This is a genomic window from Clavibacter phaseoli (assembly GCF_021922925.1).
GTDB classification, from domain to species: Bacteria; Actinomycetota; Actinomycetes; order Actinomycetales; family Microbacteriaceae; genus Clavibacter; species Clavibacter phaseoli.
Window position 1 is genome coordinate 824,478 of sequence record NZ_CP040786.1, and the last position, 17,022, is coordinate 841,499.

Below are 17,022 nucleotides of genomic sequence, written 5' to 3' on the forward strand. Positions count from 1 at the left end.
GATGACGGACGCTCCCCTGGACGACGGCCGGGCGCTCGCGCGACCCGACTCCCTGCACAGCTGGCACGACGACTGGACCGGCCTCCGCGTCGCCGTCCTCGGCCTCGGCCGCACGGGCTTCTCCGTGGCCGACACGCTCATCGAGCTCGGCGCGGACGTGCTCGTGGTCGCCGCCGACGCGTCGCCCGAGCGGCTGGCTCTGCTCGACGTGATCGGCGGACGCCTGGTCCGGCCCACCGAGGAGGAGCCCGTCCCGGCGGAGCTCGTGGCGTTCGCGCCCGAGCTCGTCGTCGTGTCGCCCGGCTACGCGCCCGCGCACCCGCTGCCCGCCTGGGCGACGGGGGCGGGGATCCCGCTGTGGGGCGACATCGAGCTCGCCTGGCGCGTGCGCGACAAGACGGGCACGCCCGCCGAGTGGATCACCATCACCGGCACCAACGGCAAGACCACCACCACGCAGCTCACGGCCGCGCTCCTCCAGGAGGGCGGCGTGCGCGCGGTGCCGTGCGGCAACATCGGCCTGCCCGTGCTCGACGTCGTGCGCCACCCGGACGGCTTCGACGTGCTCGTCGTCGAGCTCTCCAGCCACCAGCTGCACTACATGCGCGAGGTGCGGCCGTACTCGAGCGCCTTCCTCAACCTCGCCGACGACCACCTCGAGTGGCACGGGTCGCGGCAGGCGTACGCCGCCGCGAAGGGCCGCGTCTACGCGGACACGCGCGTCGCGTGCGTCTACAACCGCGCCGACCGCGCCACCGAGGAGGCACTCCGCGCGGCCGACGTGCAGGACGGCGCGCGCGCCATCGGCTTCGGGCTCGACGCGCCCGGCCCGAGCGACCTCGGCATCGTCGACGGGATCCTCTGCGACCGCGCCTTCCTCGAGGAGCGCTTCACGAGCGCCCTCGAGCTCACGACCCTCGACGAGCTGCGCGCGGTCGGCCTCGCGGCGCCGCACATCGTGCAGAACATCCTGGCCGCGGCGGCCCTCGCCCGGTCCTTCGGCGTGGAGCCCGGCGTCGTGCGGCAGGCGCTCCTGCGCTTCGAGCTCGACAGCCACCGCATCGAGCGGGTGGGGGAGCGCGACGGCGTCGCGTTCGTCGACGACTCCAAGGCCACGAACCCGCACGCCGCGTCCGCGTCGCTCGCGGCGTTCCCCTCGGTCGTGTGGCTCGTCGGCGGCCTCCTCAAGGGCGTCGAGCTCGACGAGCTGATCCGCGTCCACGCGCCGCGCCTGCGCGCCGCGGTGGTCATCGGCGTCGAGCGCGCCGAGGTGCTCGCGGCATTCGCGCGACACGCGCCCGACGTCACCGTCCTCGAGGTGGCCGAGAGCGACACTGAGGAGGTCATGCGGTCCGCCGTGCGGCTCGCGGCGGGCGTGGCCCGGCAGGGCGACACCGTCCTCCTGGCACCGGCAGCGGCATCCATGGACCAATTCACCGACTACGCCGATCGCGGACGCCGATTCCGGGCCGCGGTCGACCACCACCTGGGAGGTGCGGCGGATGACACTGCCCCCGAGAACGACGCGGACCCCTCGCGCGGCTGACGCGCCGGGCCCCCGCGGTCCGCGCACCCCGCAGGCACCCGACCAGGACGCGCAGGAGGGGACGCAGCGCCGCGGCCTCGCCGCCCGGATCCACCTCGGCCGCGCCTTCCACGCGGAGAGCGGCTCCTACTTCCTCCTGCTCGGCACCACCCTCTTCCTGGTCGTCTTCGGCCTGGTGATGGTGCTGTCGTCGTCGAGCATCGACTCGTTCGTCGCCGGCGGCGGCTTCTTCGGCATCTTCCTCAAGCAGGGCATGTTCGCGCTCATCGGCGTGCCGCTCATGCTCGTCGTCTCGCTCGTGCCGCCCATGTTCTGGAAGCGCTGGGCGTGGGTGCTCCTGCTCGCCGCCTGCGCCGTGCAGCTGCTGGTGTTCGGCCCCATGGGCGTGAAGGTCGGCGAGAACATCGGCTGGATCCGCATCGCGGGCACCACGTTCCAGCCCGCCGAGCTCATCAAGGTGGGCCTCGTGATCTGGCTGGCCTTCATCCTCGCGAGGAAGCGCCACCTGCTGCGCACCTGGCCGCACATCCTGATCCCCGTGCTGCCCGTCGCGGGCGGGGCCGTGGGACTCGTCGCGCTCGGCGGCGACCTCGGGACCGTGATCATCATGGCGAGCATCGTGCTCGGCGCCCTGTTCTTCGCGGGCATCCCGATCGGCAAGCTCACGCTGATGCTCACGATCGGCTCCGTGCTCGCGGTGCTCATGACCGTGATCAGCGACAGCCGCATGCGCCGCGTCACCGAGTTCCTCACCGGGCAGTGCGACTACGCGGGCGGCTGCTGGCAGTCCACGCACGGCCTGTACGCGCTGGCCGCCGGCGGGATCTTCGGCGTCGGCCTCGGCAACTCGAAGGCCAAGTGGATGTGGCTGCCCGAGGCCGACAACGACTACATCTTCGCGATCATCGGCGAAGAGCTCGGCCTCATCGGCGCGATCGTCGTCATCCTCCTGTTCGTGGTCCTGGCCATCGGCTTCATCCGCGTGATCCGCGCCAACACCGACACGTTCGCGCGCGTCGCGACGGGCGCCGTCATGACCTGGATCATCGTGCAGGCCTTCGTGAACATCGGCGTGGTGCTCAACCTGCTCCCGGTGCTCGGGGTGCCGTTGCCCTTCGTGTCGTCCGGAGGGTCCTCGCTCGTGACGACGCTCGTGGCGATGGGCATCGTGCTGGGCTTCGCCCGCAGGCCCACGACCGAGGAGTCGCCGGACGTAGTGCCCGCCGTCATCGGGATGCGCTCGTGACCGTCTACCTGCTGGCCGGCGGCGGCACCGCGGGCCACGTCAACCCGCTGCTCGCCGTGGCCGACGAGCTGCGCGCGCGCGAGCCGGAGGCGACGATCCTCGTCCTCGGCACGCGCGAGGGCCTCGAGTCGCGGCTGGTCCCGGCGCGCGGCTACGAGCTGCTCACCATCGCGCGGCTGCCCTTCCCGCGCCGCCCGAACGGCGCCGCCGTGCGCTTCGCGCCCGCCTTCGCGCGGGCCGTGGGCCAGATCCGCCGCATGATCGCCGAGCGCGGCGTCGACGTGGTCGTCGGCTTCGGCGGCTACGCGGCCGCGCCCGCCTACCTCGCCGCGCGCCGGTCGGGCGTCCCCGTCGTCGTGCACGAGGCCAACGCCTCGCCCGGCCTCGCCAACCGCCTCGGCGCGCGCGTCGCCACCGCCGTCGGCATCACCTTCCCCGACACCGCCCTCCCCCGGGCGCAGGCGGTCGGCATGCCGCTGCGCCGCGAGATCGCGACCCTCGACCGCGACGCCGTCCGCGACGCCGCGCGAGCCGAGCTCCGCCTCGACGCCGACCGGCCGACGCTGCTCGTCACGGGCGGATCCACGGGCGCGCGCAGCCTCAACCGCACGGTCGTGCAGGTGGCCGAGCGCATCACGGCGACGGGCGCGCAGATCCTGCACATCGTCGGCGGCGCGCAGGAGTTCACCGACCCGGGCGTCGAGCGCTACCACGTGGTCGGCTACTCCGACCGGATGGAGCTCGCGATCGCCGCGGCCGACCTCGTCGTCTCCCGCGCCGGCGCCGGCGCCCTCTCCGAGCTCACCGCGGTGGGCGTCCCCGCGGTCTACGTGCCGTACCCGGTGGGCAACGGCGAGCAGGCCGTCAACGTCCGCGGCGTGGTCGCGGCCGGCGGCGGGATCGTCGTGGCCGACGCCGACTTCACGCCCGACTGGGTGCTCGCGCACGTCCTCCCGCTCCTGTCCGACCCGGCGGCGCTCGCGCGCATGTCCCGGGCCGCGACCTCCGTCGGCACCCGCGACGGCGCGGCCCGCATGGCCGACCTCGTCCGCGACGCCGTCGCCGCCCGCCCGTCCCGGCCCGCCGCGCGGCGCTGACCGCCGCCGCCCGCCCCGCTTCCCACCTCCCGAGGAGACCGCACGTGATCGCACCCGACCTGACCATGGACATCCCGACCGAGCTCGGGCGCGTCCACTTCGTGGGCATCGGCGGGTCCGGCATGAGCGGCATCGCGCGCCTGTTCCTCGCCGCCGGCCACCGCGTCACCGGATCCGACTCCCGCGACTCCGACGCCGTGCAGGCGCTCCGGGAGCTCGGCGCCGAGATCCACGTGGGCCACGACGCTGCGCACGTGGGCGACGCCGAGGCGCTCGTCGTCACGGGCGCGCTCTGGCAGGACAACCCCGAGTACGTGCTCGCGAAGGAGCGGGGCCTGCCGATCCTGCACCGCTCACAGGCGCTCGCCTGGCTCATCAGCGGCCAGCGTCTCGTCGCCGTCGCGGGCGCCCACGGCAAGACCACGTCAACGGGCATGATCGTCACCGCGCTCCTCGAGGCGGGCCGCGACCCGTCCTTCGTCAACGGCGGCGTGATCGGCGGGCTCGGCGTCTCGAGCGCCCCCGGCTCCGAGGAGCTGTTCGTCGTCGAGGCCGACGAGTCCGACGGCTCGTTCCTCCTCTACGACACCGCGGTCGCGCTCATCACCAACGTCGACGCCGACCACCTCGACCACTACGGCTCGCACGAGGCCTTCGACGACGCGTTCGTCCGCTTCGCGAGCGCGGCGTCCGAGCTCGTCGTCATCTCGAGCGACGACCCGGGCGCCCGGCGCGTGACCGCCCGCATCGAGGGCCGGGTCGTCACCTTCGGCGAGGACCCGGCGGCCGACATCCGGATCACCGACATCGTCACCGACGGCCCCGTCGCGTTCACGCTCACCCACGACGGCGTGTCCCGCCGCGCCGCGCTCCGCGTCCCCGGCCGCCACAACGCGATCAACGCCGCGGGCGCCTACGCCGTGCTCGTCGGCCTCGGCGTGGATCCCGACGACGCGATCGCGGGCCTCGCCGGCTTCTCCGGCACCGGCCGCCGCTTCGAGCTGCACGCGGAGGTCCGCGGAGTGAGCGTCTACGACGACTACGCGCACCACCCCACCGAGGTGCGCGCCGCGCTCGAGGCCGCGCGCACGGTCGTGGGGGAGGGCCGCATCATCGCCGTCCACCAGCCGCACCTCTACAGCCGCACGCAGATGATGGCCGGCGACTTCGCGCGCGTCTACGAGGAGCTGGCCGACCACACCATCGTGCTCGACGTCTTCGGCGCCCGCGAGGACCCGATCCCCGGCGTCACGGGCGCCCTGGTGTCCGAGCGGTTCCAGGACGCGAGCCGCGTCGACTACCTGCCGGACTGGCAGCGGGCGGCCGACCGCGCGGCGGAGATCGCGCGCGACGGCGACTTCATCGTGACCCTCAGCTGCGGCGACGTGTACCGGATCATCCCGCAGGTCGTCGGCGCGCTCGAGCGTCCCGCCGGATCCCCGCAGCCCGCCGCGTCCGCCCGGCCCGGCGAGTGAAGCGGCCCGAGGGCTTCGACCGGCCCCGGGTCCCGAAGCCGCCCGCGTCCGACGCGCCCGTCGAGGGGGCCGACCCGGCCGCCCGCCGTCGCCGCGGATCCCGTCCCGCCGACGCGTCCGCGACGCCGTCCGCCCCGGCGACGCCGCCCGCGCGACCGGGGGCCGGGGCGCCGTCCCGTCCCGCGACCCCGCGCCCCGTCAGCCCGCCGCCCGTGCCGCGCACCGGCACGGCGCCTCGCGCCGGTTCGCCCGCCGGATCCGGCCCGTCCATCGCGCCCTCGTCGGCGACGCCCGCGACCCCGCGCCCCCGGGCCGCATGGCGCGACGACGACGAGCCCGACACCGAGCCGATCGTCCTCCCGCACCTCGCGCAGGCGCCGGTCCAGGCCCCGCCCACGCCCCGCACGGGCCGCGAGGAGGCCGCGCCCCGCACGGGCCTCGCCGGCCGGCTCGGAGCCCGGGCCCGCGGCGTCGCCGGCGCAGCGGCCGCCGCGAAGCCGCCCCGTCGCCGCACCCGCACGGCCGCGGACGCCGACCCCGCGCCCCGCTCCCACCGTCCTGCCCGCCCCGCGAGCGCCGCCACCGGCGACGCCGAGGCCCGCCGCCAGCTGCGCCGCGCCCGCCGCGAGCGCCAGCGCTACGAGCGCCAGGAGGTCCGCCGCTTCACGCAGCGCGCCCGGCGTCGCCGCGCGGGGCTCCTCGGCGCGCTCGGCGCGGTGCTGACCCTGGCGATCGTCGTCGGCATCGCCGTGTACTCGCCCCTGCTCGCCCTCCGCACCGTCGAGGTGGAGGGCGCCGACCGCGTGTCGCCCGCGAGCATCCAGGCGGCGCTCTCCGACCAGGTCGGCACGCCGCTCCCGCTCGTCGACCTCGACCGCGTCGGCGACGAGCTCCGCGCGTTCCCGCTCATCCGCAGCTACAGCACCGAGAGCCGCCCGCCGTCGACGCTCGTGATCCGCGTCGTCGAGCGCACGCCCGTCGCCGTGATCCAGTCGGGCGCGGGCTTCGACCTCGTGGATCCCGCGGGCATCACGATCGAGCGCTCCACCGCGCGCCCGGACGGCTACCCGCTCATCGACCTGCCGAGCGCGGACTTCTCGTCCCCGCGCTTCCAGGCGGCCGCCGCCGTGCTCGTCGCGCTGCCGGCCGACTTCCTGCCGCAGGTCGACAGCATCCAGGCGAACACGACCGACGACGTGATGCTGACCCTCCGCAGCGGCAAGAAGGTGCTGTGGGGGAGCGGCGAGCGCTCGGCCGACAAGGCGCAGGTGCTGCAGGCGCTCGTGAAGGCGCGCGGCGACGTCGGCTCCTACGACGTCTCGGCGCCCGACGCGCCGGTCGCCGGACCCTGATCCCGCCCGGCCTTCGCGACACGCGGCACGGGAGTCGTCGCACCGACCCCGAGCCCCCTAACGTCGGGATCAGGAAATGCATACTGAGTAAACTCTAAGCCTCCACCGGAGGTCGAAGGTTCTAGCGGAGGCCCGTCGTGTCGAACAACCAGAACTACCTCGCCGTCATCAAGGTCGTCGGCATCGGCGGTGGCGGCGTCAACGCCGTCAACCGCATGATCGAGCTCGGTCTGCGGGGCGTGGAGTTCATCGCGATCAACACCGACGCGCAGGCGCTGCTCATGAGCGACGCGGACGTCAAGCTCGACGTCGGCCGCGAGATCACCCGGGGCCTCGGCGCCGGCGCCGACCCCGAGGTCGGCCGTCGCGCCGCCGAGGACCACGCGGAGGAGATCGAGGAGGCCCTCGCGGGCGCCGACATGGTCTTCGTCACCGCGGGCGAGGGCGGCGGCACCGGCACCGGCGGCGCGCCCGTCGTGGCCCGCATCGCGAAGTCGATCGGCGCGCTCACCATCGGCGTCGTCACGAAGCCCTTCGGCTTCGAGGGCAAGCGCCGCTCGGCCCAGGCCGAGCTCGGCGTCGCGACGCTGAAGAACGAGGTCGACACCCTCATCGTCGTCCCGAACGACCGCCTGCTGGAGATCAGCGACCGCGGCATCAGCATGCTCGAGGCCTTCGCGACCGCCGACCAGGTGCTCCTCGCGGGCGTCCAGGGCATCACCGACCTCATCACGACCCCGGGACTCATCAACCTCGACTTCGCCGACGTCAAGTCGGTCATGCAGGGCGCCGGATCCGCGCTCATGGGCATCGGGTCGTCCCGCGGCGCCGACCGGTCCATCAAGGCCGCCGAGCTCGCCGTCGCGTCGCCCCTGCTCGAGGCGAGCATCGAGGGCGCCCACGGCGTGCTGCTCTCCATCCAGGGCGGGTCCAACCTCGGCATCTTCGAGATCAACGACGCGGCCAAGCTCGTGCAGGAGGCCGTGCACCCCGAGGCGAACATCATCTTCGGCGCGGTGATCGACGACACCCTCGGCGACGAGGTGCGCGTCACCGTCATCGCGGCGGGCTTCGACGGCGGCGAGCCGGCCTCCAAGGTCGAGAACCGCCGCAGCGGCTTCGTCGCCGCGGGCGGGGGAGCGGTAGCCGCTCCCGAGGCCGTCGAGTCGGCGCCGGCCCGCCCGCAGGCGGAGGCGCCCGTCGCGTCCGTCCCCGCGAGCGACCCGACGTTCGAGGACGACGGCGACGACCTGGACATCCCCGACTTCCTGAAGTGACGGACGCTCCGCTCACCGGCGGCGCGCACGCGTCGGACGCCCACCCCGGCGAGGCCCACCCAGGCCTCGCCGAGCGGTGGGCGTCCGTGCAGGCGGACGTCGCCGACGGGATCCGCGCGGCCGGCCGCCGGCCCGACGAGGTCACGACGATCGTGGTCACCAAGTTCCAGCCCGTCTCGCTCCTGCGCGCCCTCGTCGACCTCGGCGTGCGGGACCTCGGCGAGAGCCGCCACCAGGAGGCCCAGGGCAAGGCGGCGGAGCTCGAGGGCGCCGGCGTCGCCTGGCACTTCGTCGGCCAGCTGCAGGGCAAGAAGGCCAGGCAGGTCCGGCGCTACGCCTCCGTGATCCACTCCGTCGACCGCGCGTCCCTCGTCGACGCGCTCGCATCCGACGAGCAGGAGACCCGCGTCTTCCTGCAGGTGAACCTCACCGACGACCCGGGGCGCGGAGGAGTCGCGCCCGCGGAGGCCGAGGCCCTCGCGGAGCACGCGGCGGCGTCCTCCGGGATCCGGGTCCTCGGCGTCATGGCCGTCGCGCCCGACGACGGGGAGCCCCGCCGCGCGTTCGCGCGCCTCCGCGGCATCTCGGACGACGTGCGCCGCATCCTGCCCGCGGCGGGCGCCATCTCCGCGGGCATGTCCGGCGACCTCCGCGAGGCGCTCCTCGAGGGCGCGACACACCTTCGGATCGGATCGGCAATCACGGGAAAGCGGCCCGACGGCCCTTAATGTCGACAGTGCGGTCCGGTCGGAGGCCGAGCCCGGAAAGAGGAATGATGGCCAACCCACTTCGCAAGACCATGGTGTACCTGGGACTCGCCGACGAGGAGCTCGAGTACCAGCAGGGGCAGCAGCCCGCGCAGCAGCAGCAGTCGCCCGTGCAGGCCGTCCCGACGCCCGCCCCCGCACCCCAGCAGCAGGCGAAGCGCGCACCCGTGACCCCCCTGCACAAGCCCTCGACCACCACAAGGAATGCGGCGCCGGCTGAAATGAACGAGATCCTCACCGTCCACCCCAAGGCCTACAAGGACGCCCAGGTCATCGCCGAGAACTTCCGCGACGGCGTCCCGGTCATCATCAACCTCTCGCAGATGACGGACGACGACGCGCGCCGCCTCATCGACTTCGCGAGCGGCCTGTCCATCGGCCTCTACGGGAAGATCGAGCGCGTCACGGCGAAGGTCTTCCTGCTGTCGCCGTCGCACGTCGCCGTGTCCGGCGAGCAGTCGGCCACCGACGCCGAGGTCGAGGCCTCCTTCTTCGGACGCTGATCCACCGAGCCCCCGAGATGGCGGGCGCCGACGGGACCTCCCATCGGCGCCCGCCATACTTGTGTCCGTGCTCATCGTCACCATCATCGCCACCGTCCTGTGGTTCGCCCTCCTGGCGTTCATCGTCTGCATGTGGGGCCGGTTCGTCCTCGACCTGGTCCAGTCGCTGTCCCGGCAGTGGCGTCCGCGCGGGGCGATGCTCATCGTCGCGGAGGCGTCCTACACGGTGACCGACCCGCCCATCGGCTTCGTCCGCCGGCTCATCCCGCCGCTGCGCCTCGGCCCGGTCGCGCTCGACTTCGGCTGGATGATCACGATGCTCGTGGCGATCATCCTGTTCAACGTCGCCGGCAGCGTCCTGCGCTGAGACGCGGCCACCACGTCCGCCGATCCGCGCGCGGGTCCCCGGAGCGACGCGATCCGCTGGTAGCGTTGGGTCGCACGTTGTCCCGAATCCCCGTCCGCTCGTGCGGACCCCGCTCTACGCACAAAAGAGGTGGCAGGCCATGGCTCTCACTCCTGAAGACGTCGTCAACAAGCGTTTCCAGCCGACCAAGTTCCGCGAGGGATACGACCAGGACGAGGTCGACGACTTCCTGGACGAGGTGGTCGTCGAGCTGCGACGCCTCCACCAGGAGAACGAGGAGCTGCGCCAGCGCCTCTCGTCGGGCGACGCCGCCCCCGCCGCGACCACGGCCATCGACACCCCCGCTCCCGCGCCCGCCGCGGTCGAGCAGCCCGCCGTCGTCGCCGAGCCCGAGCCCACCCCGGAGCCCGAGCCCGCCCCGGTCGTCGCCCAGGCGCCGGCCGCCCCCTCCGCGGACGAGGACGACGAGACCTCCAGCACGAGCAGCCTGCTGAAGCTCGCCCGCAAGCTCCACGAGGAGCACGTCCGCGAGGGCGTCGAGAAGCGCGACGCGCTCGTCGCCGAGGCGCACGCCACCGCCGCGCGCATCGCCGCCGAGGCCGAGGCCGAGCAGCGCTCGAAGACCGCCGCCCTGGAGAAGGAGCGCCAGGTCCTCGAGGGTCGCATCGACGAGCTCCGCACGTTCGAGCGCGAGTACCGCACCAAGCTCAAGGGCTACATCGAGGGCCAGCTCCGCGAGCTGGACTCCGCCGGTTCCAGCGAGGCGCCCGCCACCGCCTCGTTCGGCAACTAGCACCGCACCACCCGCGCGCCCGACGGCGGCGCGGGACCCGGCTCCTCGGAGCCACGGGGTCCCGCGTCGCCGTCGTCGTTCGCGCGGCCCGCGCCCCCGCGCATCGACGCATCCCCCGCACCGGAAGAGGTCCCCCGATGGAGCACCGCACCATCCCCGTCCCCGACGGGCTCGACGGCCAGCGCGTCGACGCGGGCCTCGCCCGGCTCCTCGGGTTCTCCCGCAGCTTCGCGGCCGAGGTCGCGGAGGCCGGCGGCGTCACCCAGGACGGGCGGGAGGCCGGCAAGTCCGACCGCCTCGTCGGCGGATCCATGCTCGCCGTCAGCTGGCAGCCGCGACAGGAGCCCTCGGTCGTCCCGCTCGCGGTCCCCGACCTCGGCATCGTCCACGACGACGACGACATCGTGGTGGTTGACAAGCCCGTCGGCGTCGCGGCCCACCCGAGCGTCGGCTGGACGGGCCCCACCGTCCTCGGCGCCCTGGCCGCCGCCGGCTTCCGCCTCAGCACCTCGGGCGCGGAGGAGCGGAAGGGCATCGTCCACCGGCTGGACGCGGGCACGAGCGGCCTGATGGTGGTGGCCAAGACCGAGCGCGCCTACACGGAGCTCAAGCGCCAGTTCCACGACCGCGAGGTCGAGAAGATCTACCACGCGGTCGTCCAGGGCCACCCGGATCCGCTGTCGGGCACCATCGACGCGCCCATCGGCCGCCACCCCCGCAGCGACTGGAAGTTCGCGGTCACCGCCGACGGCAAGCCGTCCGTCACCCACTACGAGACGCTCGAGGCGTTCCGGCGCGCGGCGCTCCTGGAGGTGCACCTGGAGACCGGCCGCACCCACCAGATCCGCGTGCACATGGCGGCGCAGCGCCACCCCTGCGCGGGCGACGCGATGTACGGCGCGGATCCCACGCTCTCGGCCCAGCTCGACCTCCACCGGCAGTGGCTGCACGCCATGCGCCTCGAGATCACGCACCCCGCCACGGGAGACCGCGCGTCGTTCTCGAGCACCTACCCGGCGGACCTCCAGCACGCGCTGGACGTCCTGCGCGACTGACGCGCGACACGCCCGAGGGGCCTCCCGGAGCCTGCCTATGATGGCCACACCGTCGATCGACCAGTAGAAGAGACCCGTGCCCCGCAACGACTCGTTCGTCCACCTCCACGTCCACAGCGAGTACTCGATGCTCGACGGGGCGGCGCGCGTCGGCCCGCTCGTGCAGGCCGCGGCGGAGCAGAAGATGCCGGCCGTCGCGATCACCGACCACGGCAACGTCTTCGGCGCGTTCGACTTCTGGAAGCAGGCGAAGGCCGCGGGCGTGAAGCCCATCATCGGCACCGAGGCGTACATCACGCCGGGCACGCACCGCGGCGACCGCACCCGCATCCGGTGGGGCAACGGCGGGCAGGACGACGTCTCCGGGTCCGGCGCCTACACGCACCTCACGATGCTCGCCGAGACCACGGAGGGCATGCACAACCTGTTCCGGCTCTCGTCCCGCGCCTCGCTCGAGGGCTACTACTTCAAGCCCCGCATGGACCGCGAGCTCCTCAGCACCTACGCGAAGGGCCTCATCGCCACCACCGGCTGCCCGTCCGGCGAGGTGCAGACGCGCCTCCGCCTCGGCCAGTACGACGAGGCCGTGAAGGCCGCCGCGGACTTCCGCGACATCTTCGGGGCGGAGAACTACTTCTGCGAGATCATGGACCACGGCCTCGGGATCGAGCGCCGCATCATGACCGACCTGCACCGGCTCGCGAAGGACCTCGGCCTCCCGCTGGTCGCCACCAACGACCTGCACTACACGCACGAGCACGACGCGACGAGCCACGCGGCGCTCCTGTGCGTCCAGTCCGGCACCACGCTCGACGACCCCAACCGGTTCAAGTTCGACGCCGACGAGTTCTACCTGAAGACCGCGCAGCAGATGCGCCACCTCTTCCGCGACCACGAGGAGGCGTGCGACAACACCCTCCTCATCGCCGAGCGGTGCGATGTCCAGTTCAACGAGTCCGCGAACTACATGCCGCGCTACCCGGTGCCCGAGGGCGAGAGCGAGCAGACCTGGTTCGTCAAGGAGGTCGAGCGCGGCCTCGTCCGGCGCTACCCGCGCGGCTTCTCGGACGACGTGCGCAAGCGCGCCGACTACGAGGTCGGCGTCATCGCGCAGATGGGCTTCCCGGGGTACTTCCTCGTCGTCGCGGACTTCATCAGCTGGTCGAAGGAGAACGGCATCCGCGTGGGCCCCGGCCGCGGATCGGGCGCGGGCTCGATGGTCGCGTACGCCATGGGCATCACCGACCTCGACCCGCTGGAGCACGGCCTCCTCTTCGAGCGCTTCCTCAACCCCGACCGCGTCTCCATGCCCGACTTCGACGTCGACTTCGACGACCGTCGCCGCGGCGAGGTCATCCGCTACGTCACCGAGAAGTACGGCGACGAGCGCGTCGCGCAGATCGTCACGTACGGCACCATCAAGGCCAAGCAGGCGCTCAAGGACTCCAGCCGCGTGCTCGGCTACCCGTTCTCCATGGGCGACAAGCTCACCAAGGCCATGCCGCCCGCGATCATGGGCAAGGACATCCCGCTGTCCGGCATCCTCGACACCGACCACCCGCGCTACCGCGAGGCCGGCGACTTCCGCGAGGTGCTCGCGATGGACCCCGAGGCGCAGAAGGTCTTCGAGACCGCGCAGGGCATCGAGAACCTCAAGCGGCAGTGGGGCGTGCACGCGGCCGGCGTCATCATGTCGAGCGAGCCGCTCATCGACATCATCCCGATCATGAAGCGGGAGCAGGACGGCCAGATCGTCACGCAGTTCGACTACCCCGCGTGCGAGTCGCTCGGCCTCATCAAGATGGACTTCCTGGGGCTGCGCAACCTCACGATCATCGACGACGCGCTCAACAACATCGAGTCCAACCGCGGCGAGAAGCTGGTGCTCGAGGACCTGGGGCTCGACGACCAGGGCGCGTACGACCTGCTCGCGCGCGGCGACACGCTCGGCGTCTTCCAGCTCGACGGCGGGCCCATGCGCTCGCTCCTGCGCATGATGAAGCCCGACAACTTCGAGGACATCTCGGCCGTCATCGCGCTCTACCGGCCGGGCCCCATGGGCGCCAACTCGCACACGAACTACGCGCTGCGGAAGAACGGGCTGCAGGAGATCACCCCCATCCACCCGGAGCTCGAGGAGCCGCTGCGCGAGGTGCTCGGCACCACGCACGGCCTCATCGTGTACCAGGAGCAGGTGATGTCGGTGGCGCAGAAGCTCGCGGGCTTCACGCTCGCGCAGGCCGACCTGCTGCGCCGCGCGATGGGCAAGAAGAAGAAGTCGGAGCTGGACAAGCAGTTCGAGGGCTTCTCGCAGGGCATGAAGGACAACGGCTACTCGATGGCCGCGGTGAAGGCGCTCTGGGACATCCTGCTGCCGTTCTCCGACTACGCGTTCAACAAGGCGCACTCCGCGGCGTACGGCGTCGTCTCCTACTGGACCGCGTACCTCAAGGCCCACTACCCGGCCGAGTACATGGCCGCGCTCCTCACGAGCGTCGGCGACTCCAAGGACAAGATGGCGCTCTACCTCAACGAGTGCCGCCGCATGGGGATCAAGGTGCTCCCGCCAGACGTCAACGAGTCCATCGGCTTCTTCGCGGCAGCGGGCGCGGACATCCGGTTCGGGCTGGGCGCCGTGCGCAACGTCGGCGCGAACGTGGTCGAGGCCCTCCGTGGCGCGCGCACCGAGCAGGGCGCGTTCGAGTCCTTCGACGACTTCCTCAAGAAGGTGCCGCTGCCGGTCGCGAACAAGCGCACGGTCGAGTCGCTCATCAAGGCGGGCGCCTTCGACTCGCTCGGCGACACCCGCCGGGCCCTCCTCGAGGTGCACGAGGGCATGATCGACGCCTCCGTCAGCGACAAGCGCGCCGCGATGAACGGGCAGGTCGGCTTCGACTTCGACAGCCTGTGGGACGAGCCGCAGCACGCGCGCAAGGTGCCCGAGCGGCCGGAGTGGGCGAAGCGCGACAAGCTCGCCTTCGAGCGCGAGATGCTCGGCCTCTACGTCTCCGACCACCCGCTCGCGGGGCTCGAGATCCCGCTCGCGAAGCTCGCCTCGACGGGCATCGCCGAGCTGCTCGCGACCGACGCGTCGATGGACGGCGAGACGGTCACGCTGGCCGGCCTCCTCACGAGCGTGCAGCACCGCACCGCGCGGAACTCCGGCAACCAGTACGGCATGGTGCAGCTGGAGGACTTCGGCGGCGAGATCACCTGCATGTTCATGGGCAAGGCGTACCAGGAGTTCGCGCCGGCCCTGCAGGGCGACACCGTCGTGGTGATCCGGGGGCGCGTGTCCACGCGCGACGACGGCATGAACATCCACGCCTTCTCGATGTTCCAGCCCGACCTCGGACAGAGCCTCGGGTCGGGCCCGCTGCTCATCAGCCTCGCGGAGAACCGCGCGACGACGGAGACCGTGATGGGGCTCAACGACGTGCTGATCCGCCACTCGGGCGACACCGAGGTGCGGCTCCAGCTCATCAAGGGCGACAGCGGGCGCGTGTTCGAGATCCCGTACCCGGTCACGGTGAGCGCGGACCTCTACGGCGAGCTGAAGTCGCTGCTCGGGCCGAACTGCCTGGGCTGACGCGCGAGGTCGGCTCCCCGGGTGCCGGCGCGCGGGCGGCCGGCGATCGGGAGGTCCGCGCTCAGGCCTCGGCGCCCGGCCGCAGGTAGCGGCGCGCGTGGTAGAGCAGCGGGTCGTCGTCGACGCCAGCGCCGCCGTCCTCGATCCGCACGACGACGACGATCGCGTCGTGCACGGGCACCCGCTCGACGATCCGGGCGACGAGGAGCGCCGTCCCGCCCGCGAGCACGGGCAGGCCGTGCGGGCCGGGCGACCAGTGGTCGCCCGCGAAGCGCTCCGACGCGGGGCCGCTGAGCCGCTCCGCGAGGTGCCGGTCGCGCGCGCCGAGGACGTGGATCGCGACGTGGTCGGCGGTCGCGAGGGCGGCGGCGCTCGACGCCGTGCGCGCGAGGCTGAAGCTGGCGAGCGGCGGATCCGCGGAGACGGAGGCCAGCGACGTCGCCGTGAAGCCGACGGGGGAGCCCTGGGCATCGCGGGTCGTGACGACCGCGACGCCCGCGGCGTGGCGCCGGAACGCGGCGCGGAATGCGGCCTGGCCCGGGCCCTCGGCGAGCGTGGTGGCGGGGTGCGCGTCCATGCCTGGAGACGCTAGCCGCCGGATCCGCCCGACGCCCGCTCGGTAGACTTCCGGAGTCATGATGCGCATCCAGGACCTCCGCGGCACCACGCCCAGCACCGCCGACCTGCTCGACCTCCTCCCGCGTCCGGTCACCGACGTCGCCGTCGCGCTCGACGTGGCGCGTGAGCTCGTCGAGGACGTGCGCACCCGGGGGAGCGCGGCCCTGCTCGACCAGGCGGAGCGGCTCGACCGCGTGCGCCCCGGCTCGCTGCGCGTGCCCGCCGAGGCCATCGCCGCCGCCGTGGAGTCCCTCGACCCCGCCGTCCGCGCCGCGCTCGAGGAGGCCATCCGCCGCGTCCGCCTGGGCTCCGCCGCGCAGGTCCCGCCGGAGACCACCACCACCGTCGTGCCCGGCGGCACCATCGTCCAGCGCTGGCAGCCGGTGCGCCGGGTGGGCCTCTACGTGCCCGGCGGCAAGGCGGTCTACCCGTCGAGCGTCGTGATGAACGTCGTCGCCGCGCAGGTCGCCGGCGTCGCGAGCATCGCCCTCGCCTCTCCCGCGCAGGCCGCGCACGGCGGATCCGTGCACCCCGTCATCCTCGGCGCCGCCGGGCTCCTCGGCGTCGACGAGGTCTACGCGATGGGCGGCGCGGGGGCCATCGGCGCCTTCGCGCACGGCGTCGCCGACCTCGGCCTCGAGCCCGTCGACGTGGTCACCGGCCCCGGCAACATCTACGTGGCGGCCGCCAAGCGCGTGGTCCGCGGCGTCACGGGGATCGACTCCGAGGCCGGCACGACCGAGATCCTCGTGATCGCCGACGCGCACGCCGACGCGCGCCTCGTGGCCGCCGACCTCGTCAGCCAGGCGGAGCACGACGAGATGGCGGCGTCCGTCCTCGTCACCGACTCGCCCGAGCTCGCCCGCGCGGTCGACGCCGAGGTCGAGTCCCTGGCCGCGACCACCGGCCACGCCGCCCGCGTCGGCCAGGCGCTCACCGGTCCGCAGTCGGCCATCCTCGTCGTGGACGACCTCGCGACGGCCGCCCGCTACAGCGATGCCTACGGCCCCGAGCACCTCTCGGTGCAGACCGCCGACCCGGACGCGCTCCTCGCGCACCTGCACAGCGCCGGCGCGATCTTCCTGGGCCCGCACTCGCCCGTCAGCCTCGGCGACTACCTCGCGGGATCCAACCACGTGCTCCCCACGGGCGGCCAGGCGCGCTTCGGCTCGGGGCTCGGCGCGTACACGTTCCTGCGCCCGCAGCAGGTCGTGCGCTACGACGCCGACGCGCTGCGCGAGGCCGAGCCGATGATCGTCGCGCTCAGCCGGGCCGAGGACCTCCCCGCGCACGGCGACGCGGTGACGGCGCGCCTCACGCGCTGACGTATCCTGGCC

Annotated in this window: 14 protein-coding genes; 13 read left to right on the forward strand and 1 reads right to left on the reverse strand. The window is 73.2% G+C overall.

Annotated features, from left to right (window positions below; translation table 11 throughout):
• Nucleotide 1: 1 nt before the first annotated feature.
• From murD to dnaE, 12 genes are all read left to right on the forward strand, one after another.
• Nucleotides 2-1,546: a UDP-N-acetylmuramoyl-L-alanine--D-glutamate ligase gene (gene murD, locus FGI33_RS03845; protein WP_119433757.1), complete on the forward strand. Its 1,545-nt coding sequence runs from the start codon at nt 2-4 to the stop codon at nt 1,544-1,546.
• Nucleotides 1,503-2,792, forward strand: coding sequence for a putative lipid II flippase FtsW (gene ftsW / locus FGI33_RS03850; RefSeq protein ID WP_119433758.1), 1,290 nt, complete (start codon nt 1,503-1,505; stop codon nt 2,790-2,792). The genes murD and ftsW overlap by 44 nt, the downstream gene beginning before the upstream one ends.
• Nucleotides 2,789-3,889 (forward strand): undecaprenyldiphospho-muramoylpentapeptide beta-N-acetylglucosaminyltransferase, encoded by a 1,101-nt coding sequence (gene murG, locus FGI33_RS03855; protein WP_237582294.1) that lies wholly within the window; start codon nt 2,789-2,791, stop codon nt 3,887-3,889. Before ftsW ends, murG begins: the two co-directional genes overlap by 4 nt.
• A gap of 44 nt (nt 3,890-3,933) precedes the next feature.
• Complete coding sequence (gene murC, locus FGI33_RS03860) at nt 3,934-5,364, forward strand: UDP-N-acetylmuramate--L-alanine ligase (RefSeq protein WP_119435635.1); 1,431 nt, start codon at nt 3,934-3,936, stop codon at nt 5,362-5,364.
• Nucleotides 5,361-6,716 (forward strand): cell division protein FtsQ/DivIB, encoded by a 1,356-nt coding sequence (locus FGI33_RS03865; RefSeq protein WP_237582295.1) that lies wholly within the window; start codon nt 5,361-5,363, stop codon nt 6,714-6,716. Before murC ends, FGI33_RS03865 begins: the two co-directional genes overlap by 4 nt.
• Before the next feature lie 137 nt (nt 6,717-6,853).
• Nucleotides 6,854-7,993: a cell division protein FtsZ gene (gene ftsZ, locus FGI33_RS03870; protein ID WP_012038543.1), complete on the forward strand. Its 1,140-nt coding sequence runs from the start codon at nt 6,854-6,856 to the stop codon at nt 7,991-7,993.
• Nucleotides 7,990-8,721, forward strand: a complete 732-nt coding sequence (locus FGI33_RS03875; RefSeq protein WP_119435142.1) for a YggS family pyridoxal phosphate-dependent enzyme — start codon at nt 7,990-7,992, stop codon at nt 8,719-8,721. Before ftsZ ends, FGI33_RS03875 begins: the two co-directional genes overlap by 4 nt.
• A gap of 47 nt (nt 8,722-8,768) precedes the next feature.
• Entirely contained in the window at nt 8,769-9,263 is a 495-nt protein-coding gene (locus FGI33_RS03880; RefSeq protein WP_119435141.1) for a cell division protein SepF, read from the forward strand.
• 67 nt (nt 9,264-9,330) lie between these two features.
• Nucleotides 9,331-9,630 carry a YggT family protein gene (locus tag FGI33_RS03885; RefSeq protein ID WP_119401130.1) on the forward strand — a complete coding sequence of 100 codons (300 nt, stop codon included), beginning with the start codon at nt 9,331-9,333 and terminating at the stop codon, nt 9,628-9,630.
• 139 nt (nt 9,631-9,769) lie between these two features.
• Nucleotides 9,770-10,423 carry a DivIVA domain-containing protein gene (locus FGI33_RS03890; protein WP_237582296.1) on the forward strand — a complete coding sequence of 218 codons (654 nt, stop codon included), beginning with the start codon at nt 9,770-9,772 and terminating at the stop codon, nt 10,421-10,423.
• 137 nt (nt 10,424-10,560) lie between these two features.
• Nucleotides 10,561-11,478, forward strand: coding sequence for an RluA family pseudouridine synthase (locus FGI33_RS03895; RefSeq protein WP_119401109.1), 918 nt, complete (start codon nt 10,561-10,563; stop codon nt 11,476-11,478).
• Nucleotides 11,479-11,605: 127 nt separating this feature from the next.
• Nucleotides 11,606-15,067 (forward strand): DNA polymerase III subunit alpha, encoded by a 3,462-nt coding sequence (gene dnaE, locus FGI33_RS03900; protein WP_239529558.1) that lies wholly within the window; start codon nt 11,606-11,608, stop codon nt 15,065-15,067.
• Nucleotides 15,068-15,128: 61 nt separating this feature from the next.
• Here dnaE and FGI33_RS03905 read toward each other — a convergent pair whose 3' ends face one another.
• Entirely contained in the window at nt 15,129-15,644 is a 516-nt protein-coding gene (locus FGI33_RS03905; RefSeq protein ID WP_237582298.1) for a flavin reductase family protein, read from the reverse strand.
• A 61-nt stretch (nt 15,645-15,705) separates the two neighbouring features.
• Between FGI33_RS03905 and hisD the strand changes: the two genes are divergently transcribed.
• On the forward strand, nt 15,706-17,010 hold the full coding sequence (gene hisD / locus FGI33_RS03910; protein WP_182623352.1) for a histidinol dehydrogenase: 1,305 nt from the start codon (nt 15,706-15,708) through the stop codon (nt 17,008-17,010).
• The last annotated feature ends 12 nt before the right edge of the window (nt 17,011-17,022 follow it).

Bases quoted from the DNA above. Each gene is read 5' to 3' on its own strand.
- murD (WP_119433757.1), top strand. From the start codon at position 2: ATGACGGACGCTCCCCTGGACGACGGCCGGGCGCTCGCGCGACCCGAC.
- ftsW (WP_119433758.1), top strand. From the start codon at position 1,503: ATGACACTGCCCCCGAGAACGACGCGGACCCCTCGCGCGGCTGACGCG.
- FGI33_RS03880 (WP_119435141.1), top strand. From the start codon at position 8,769: ATGGCCAACCCACTTCGCAAGACCATGGTGTACCTGGGACTCGCCGAC.
- FGI33_RS03890 (WP_237582296.1), top strand. From the start codon at position 9,770: ATGGCTCTCACTCCTGAAGACGTCGTCAACAAGCGTTTCCAGCCGACC.
- FGI33_RS03895 (WP_119401109.1), top strand. From the start codon at position 10,561: ATGGAGCACCGCACCATCCCCGTCCCCGACGGGCTCGACGGCCAGCGC.
- dnaE (WP_239529558.1), top strand. From the start codon at position 11,606: ATGCTCGACGGGGCGGCGCGCGTCGGCCCGCTCGTGCAGGCCGCGGCG.
- FGI33_RS03905 (WP_237582298.1), bottom strand. From the start codon at position 15,644: ATGGACGCGCACCCCGCCACCACGCTCGCCGAGGGCCCGGGCCAGGCC.
- hisD (WP_182623352.1), top strand. From the start codon at position 15,706: ATGCGCATCCAGGACCTCCGCGGCACCACGCCCAGCACCGCCGACCTG.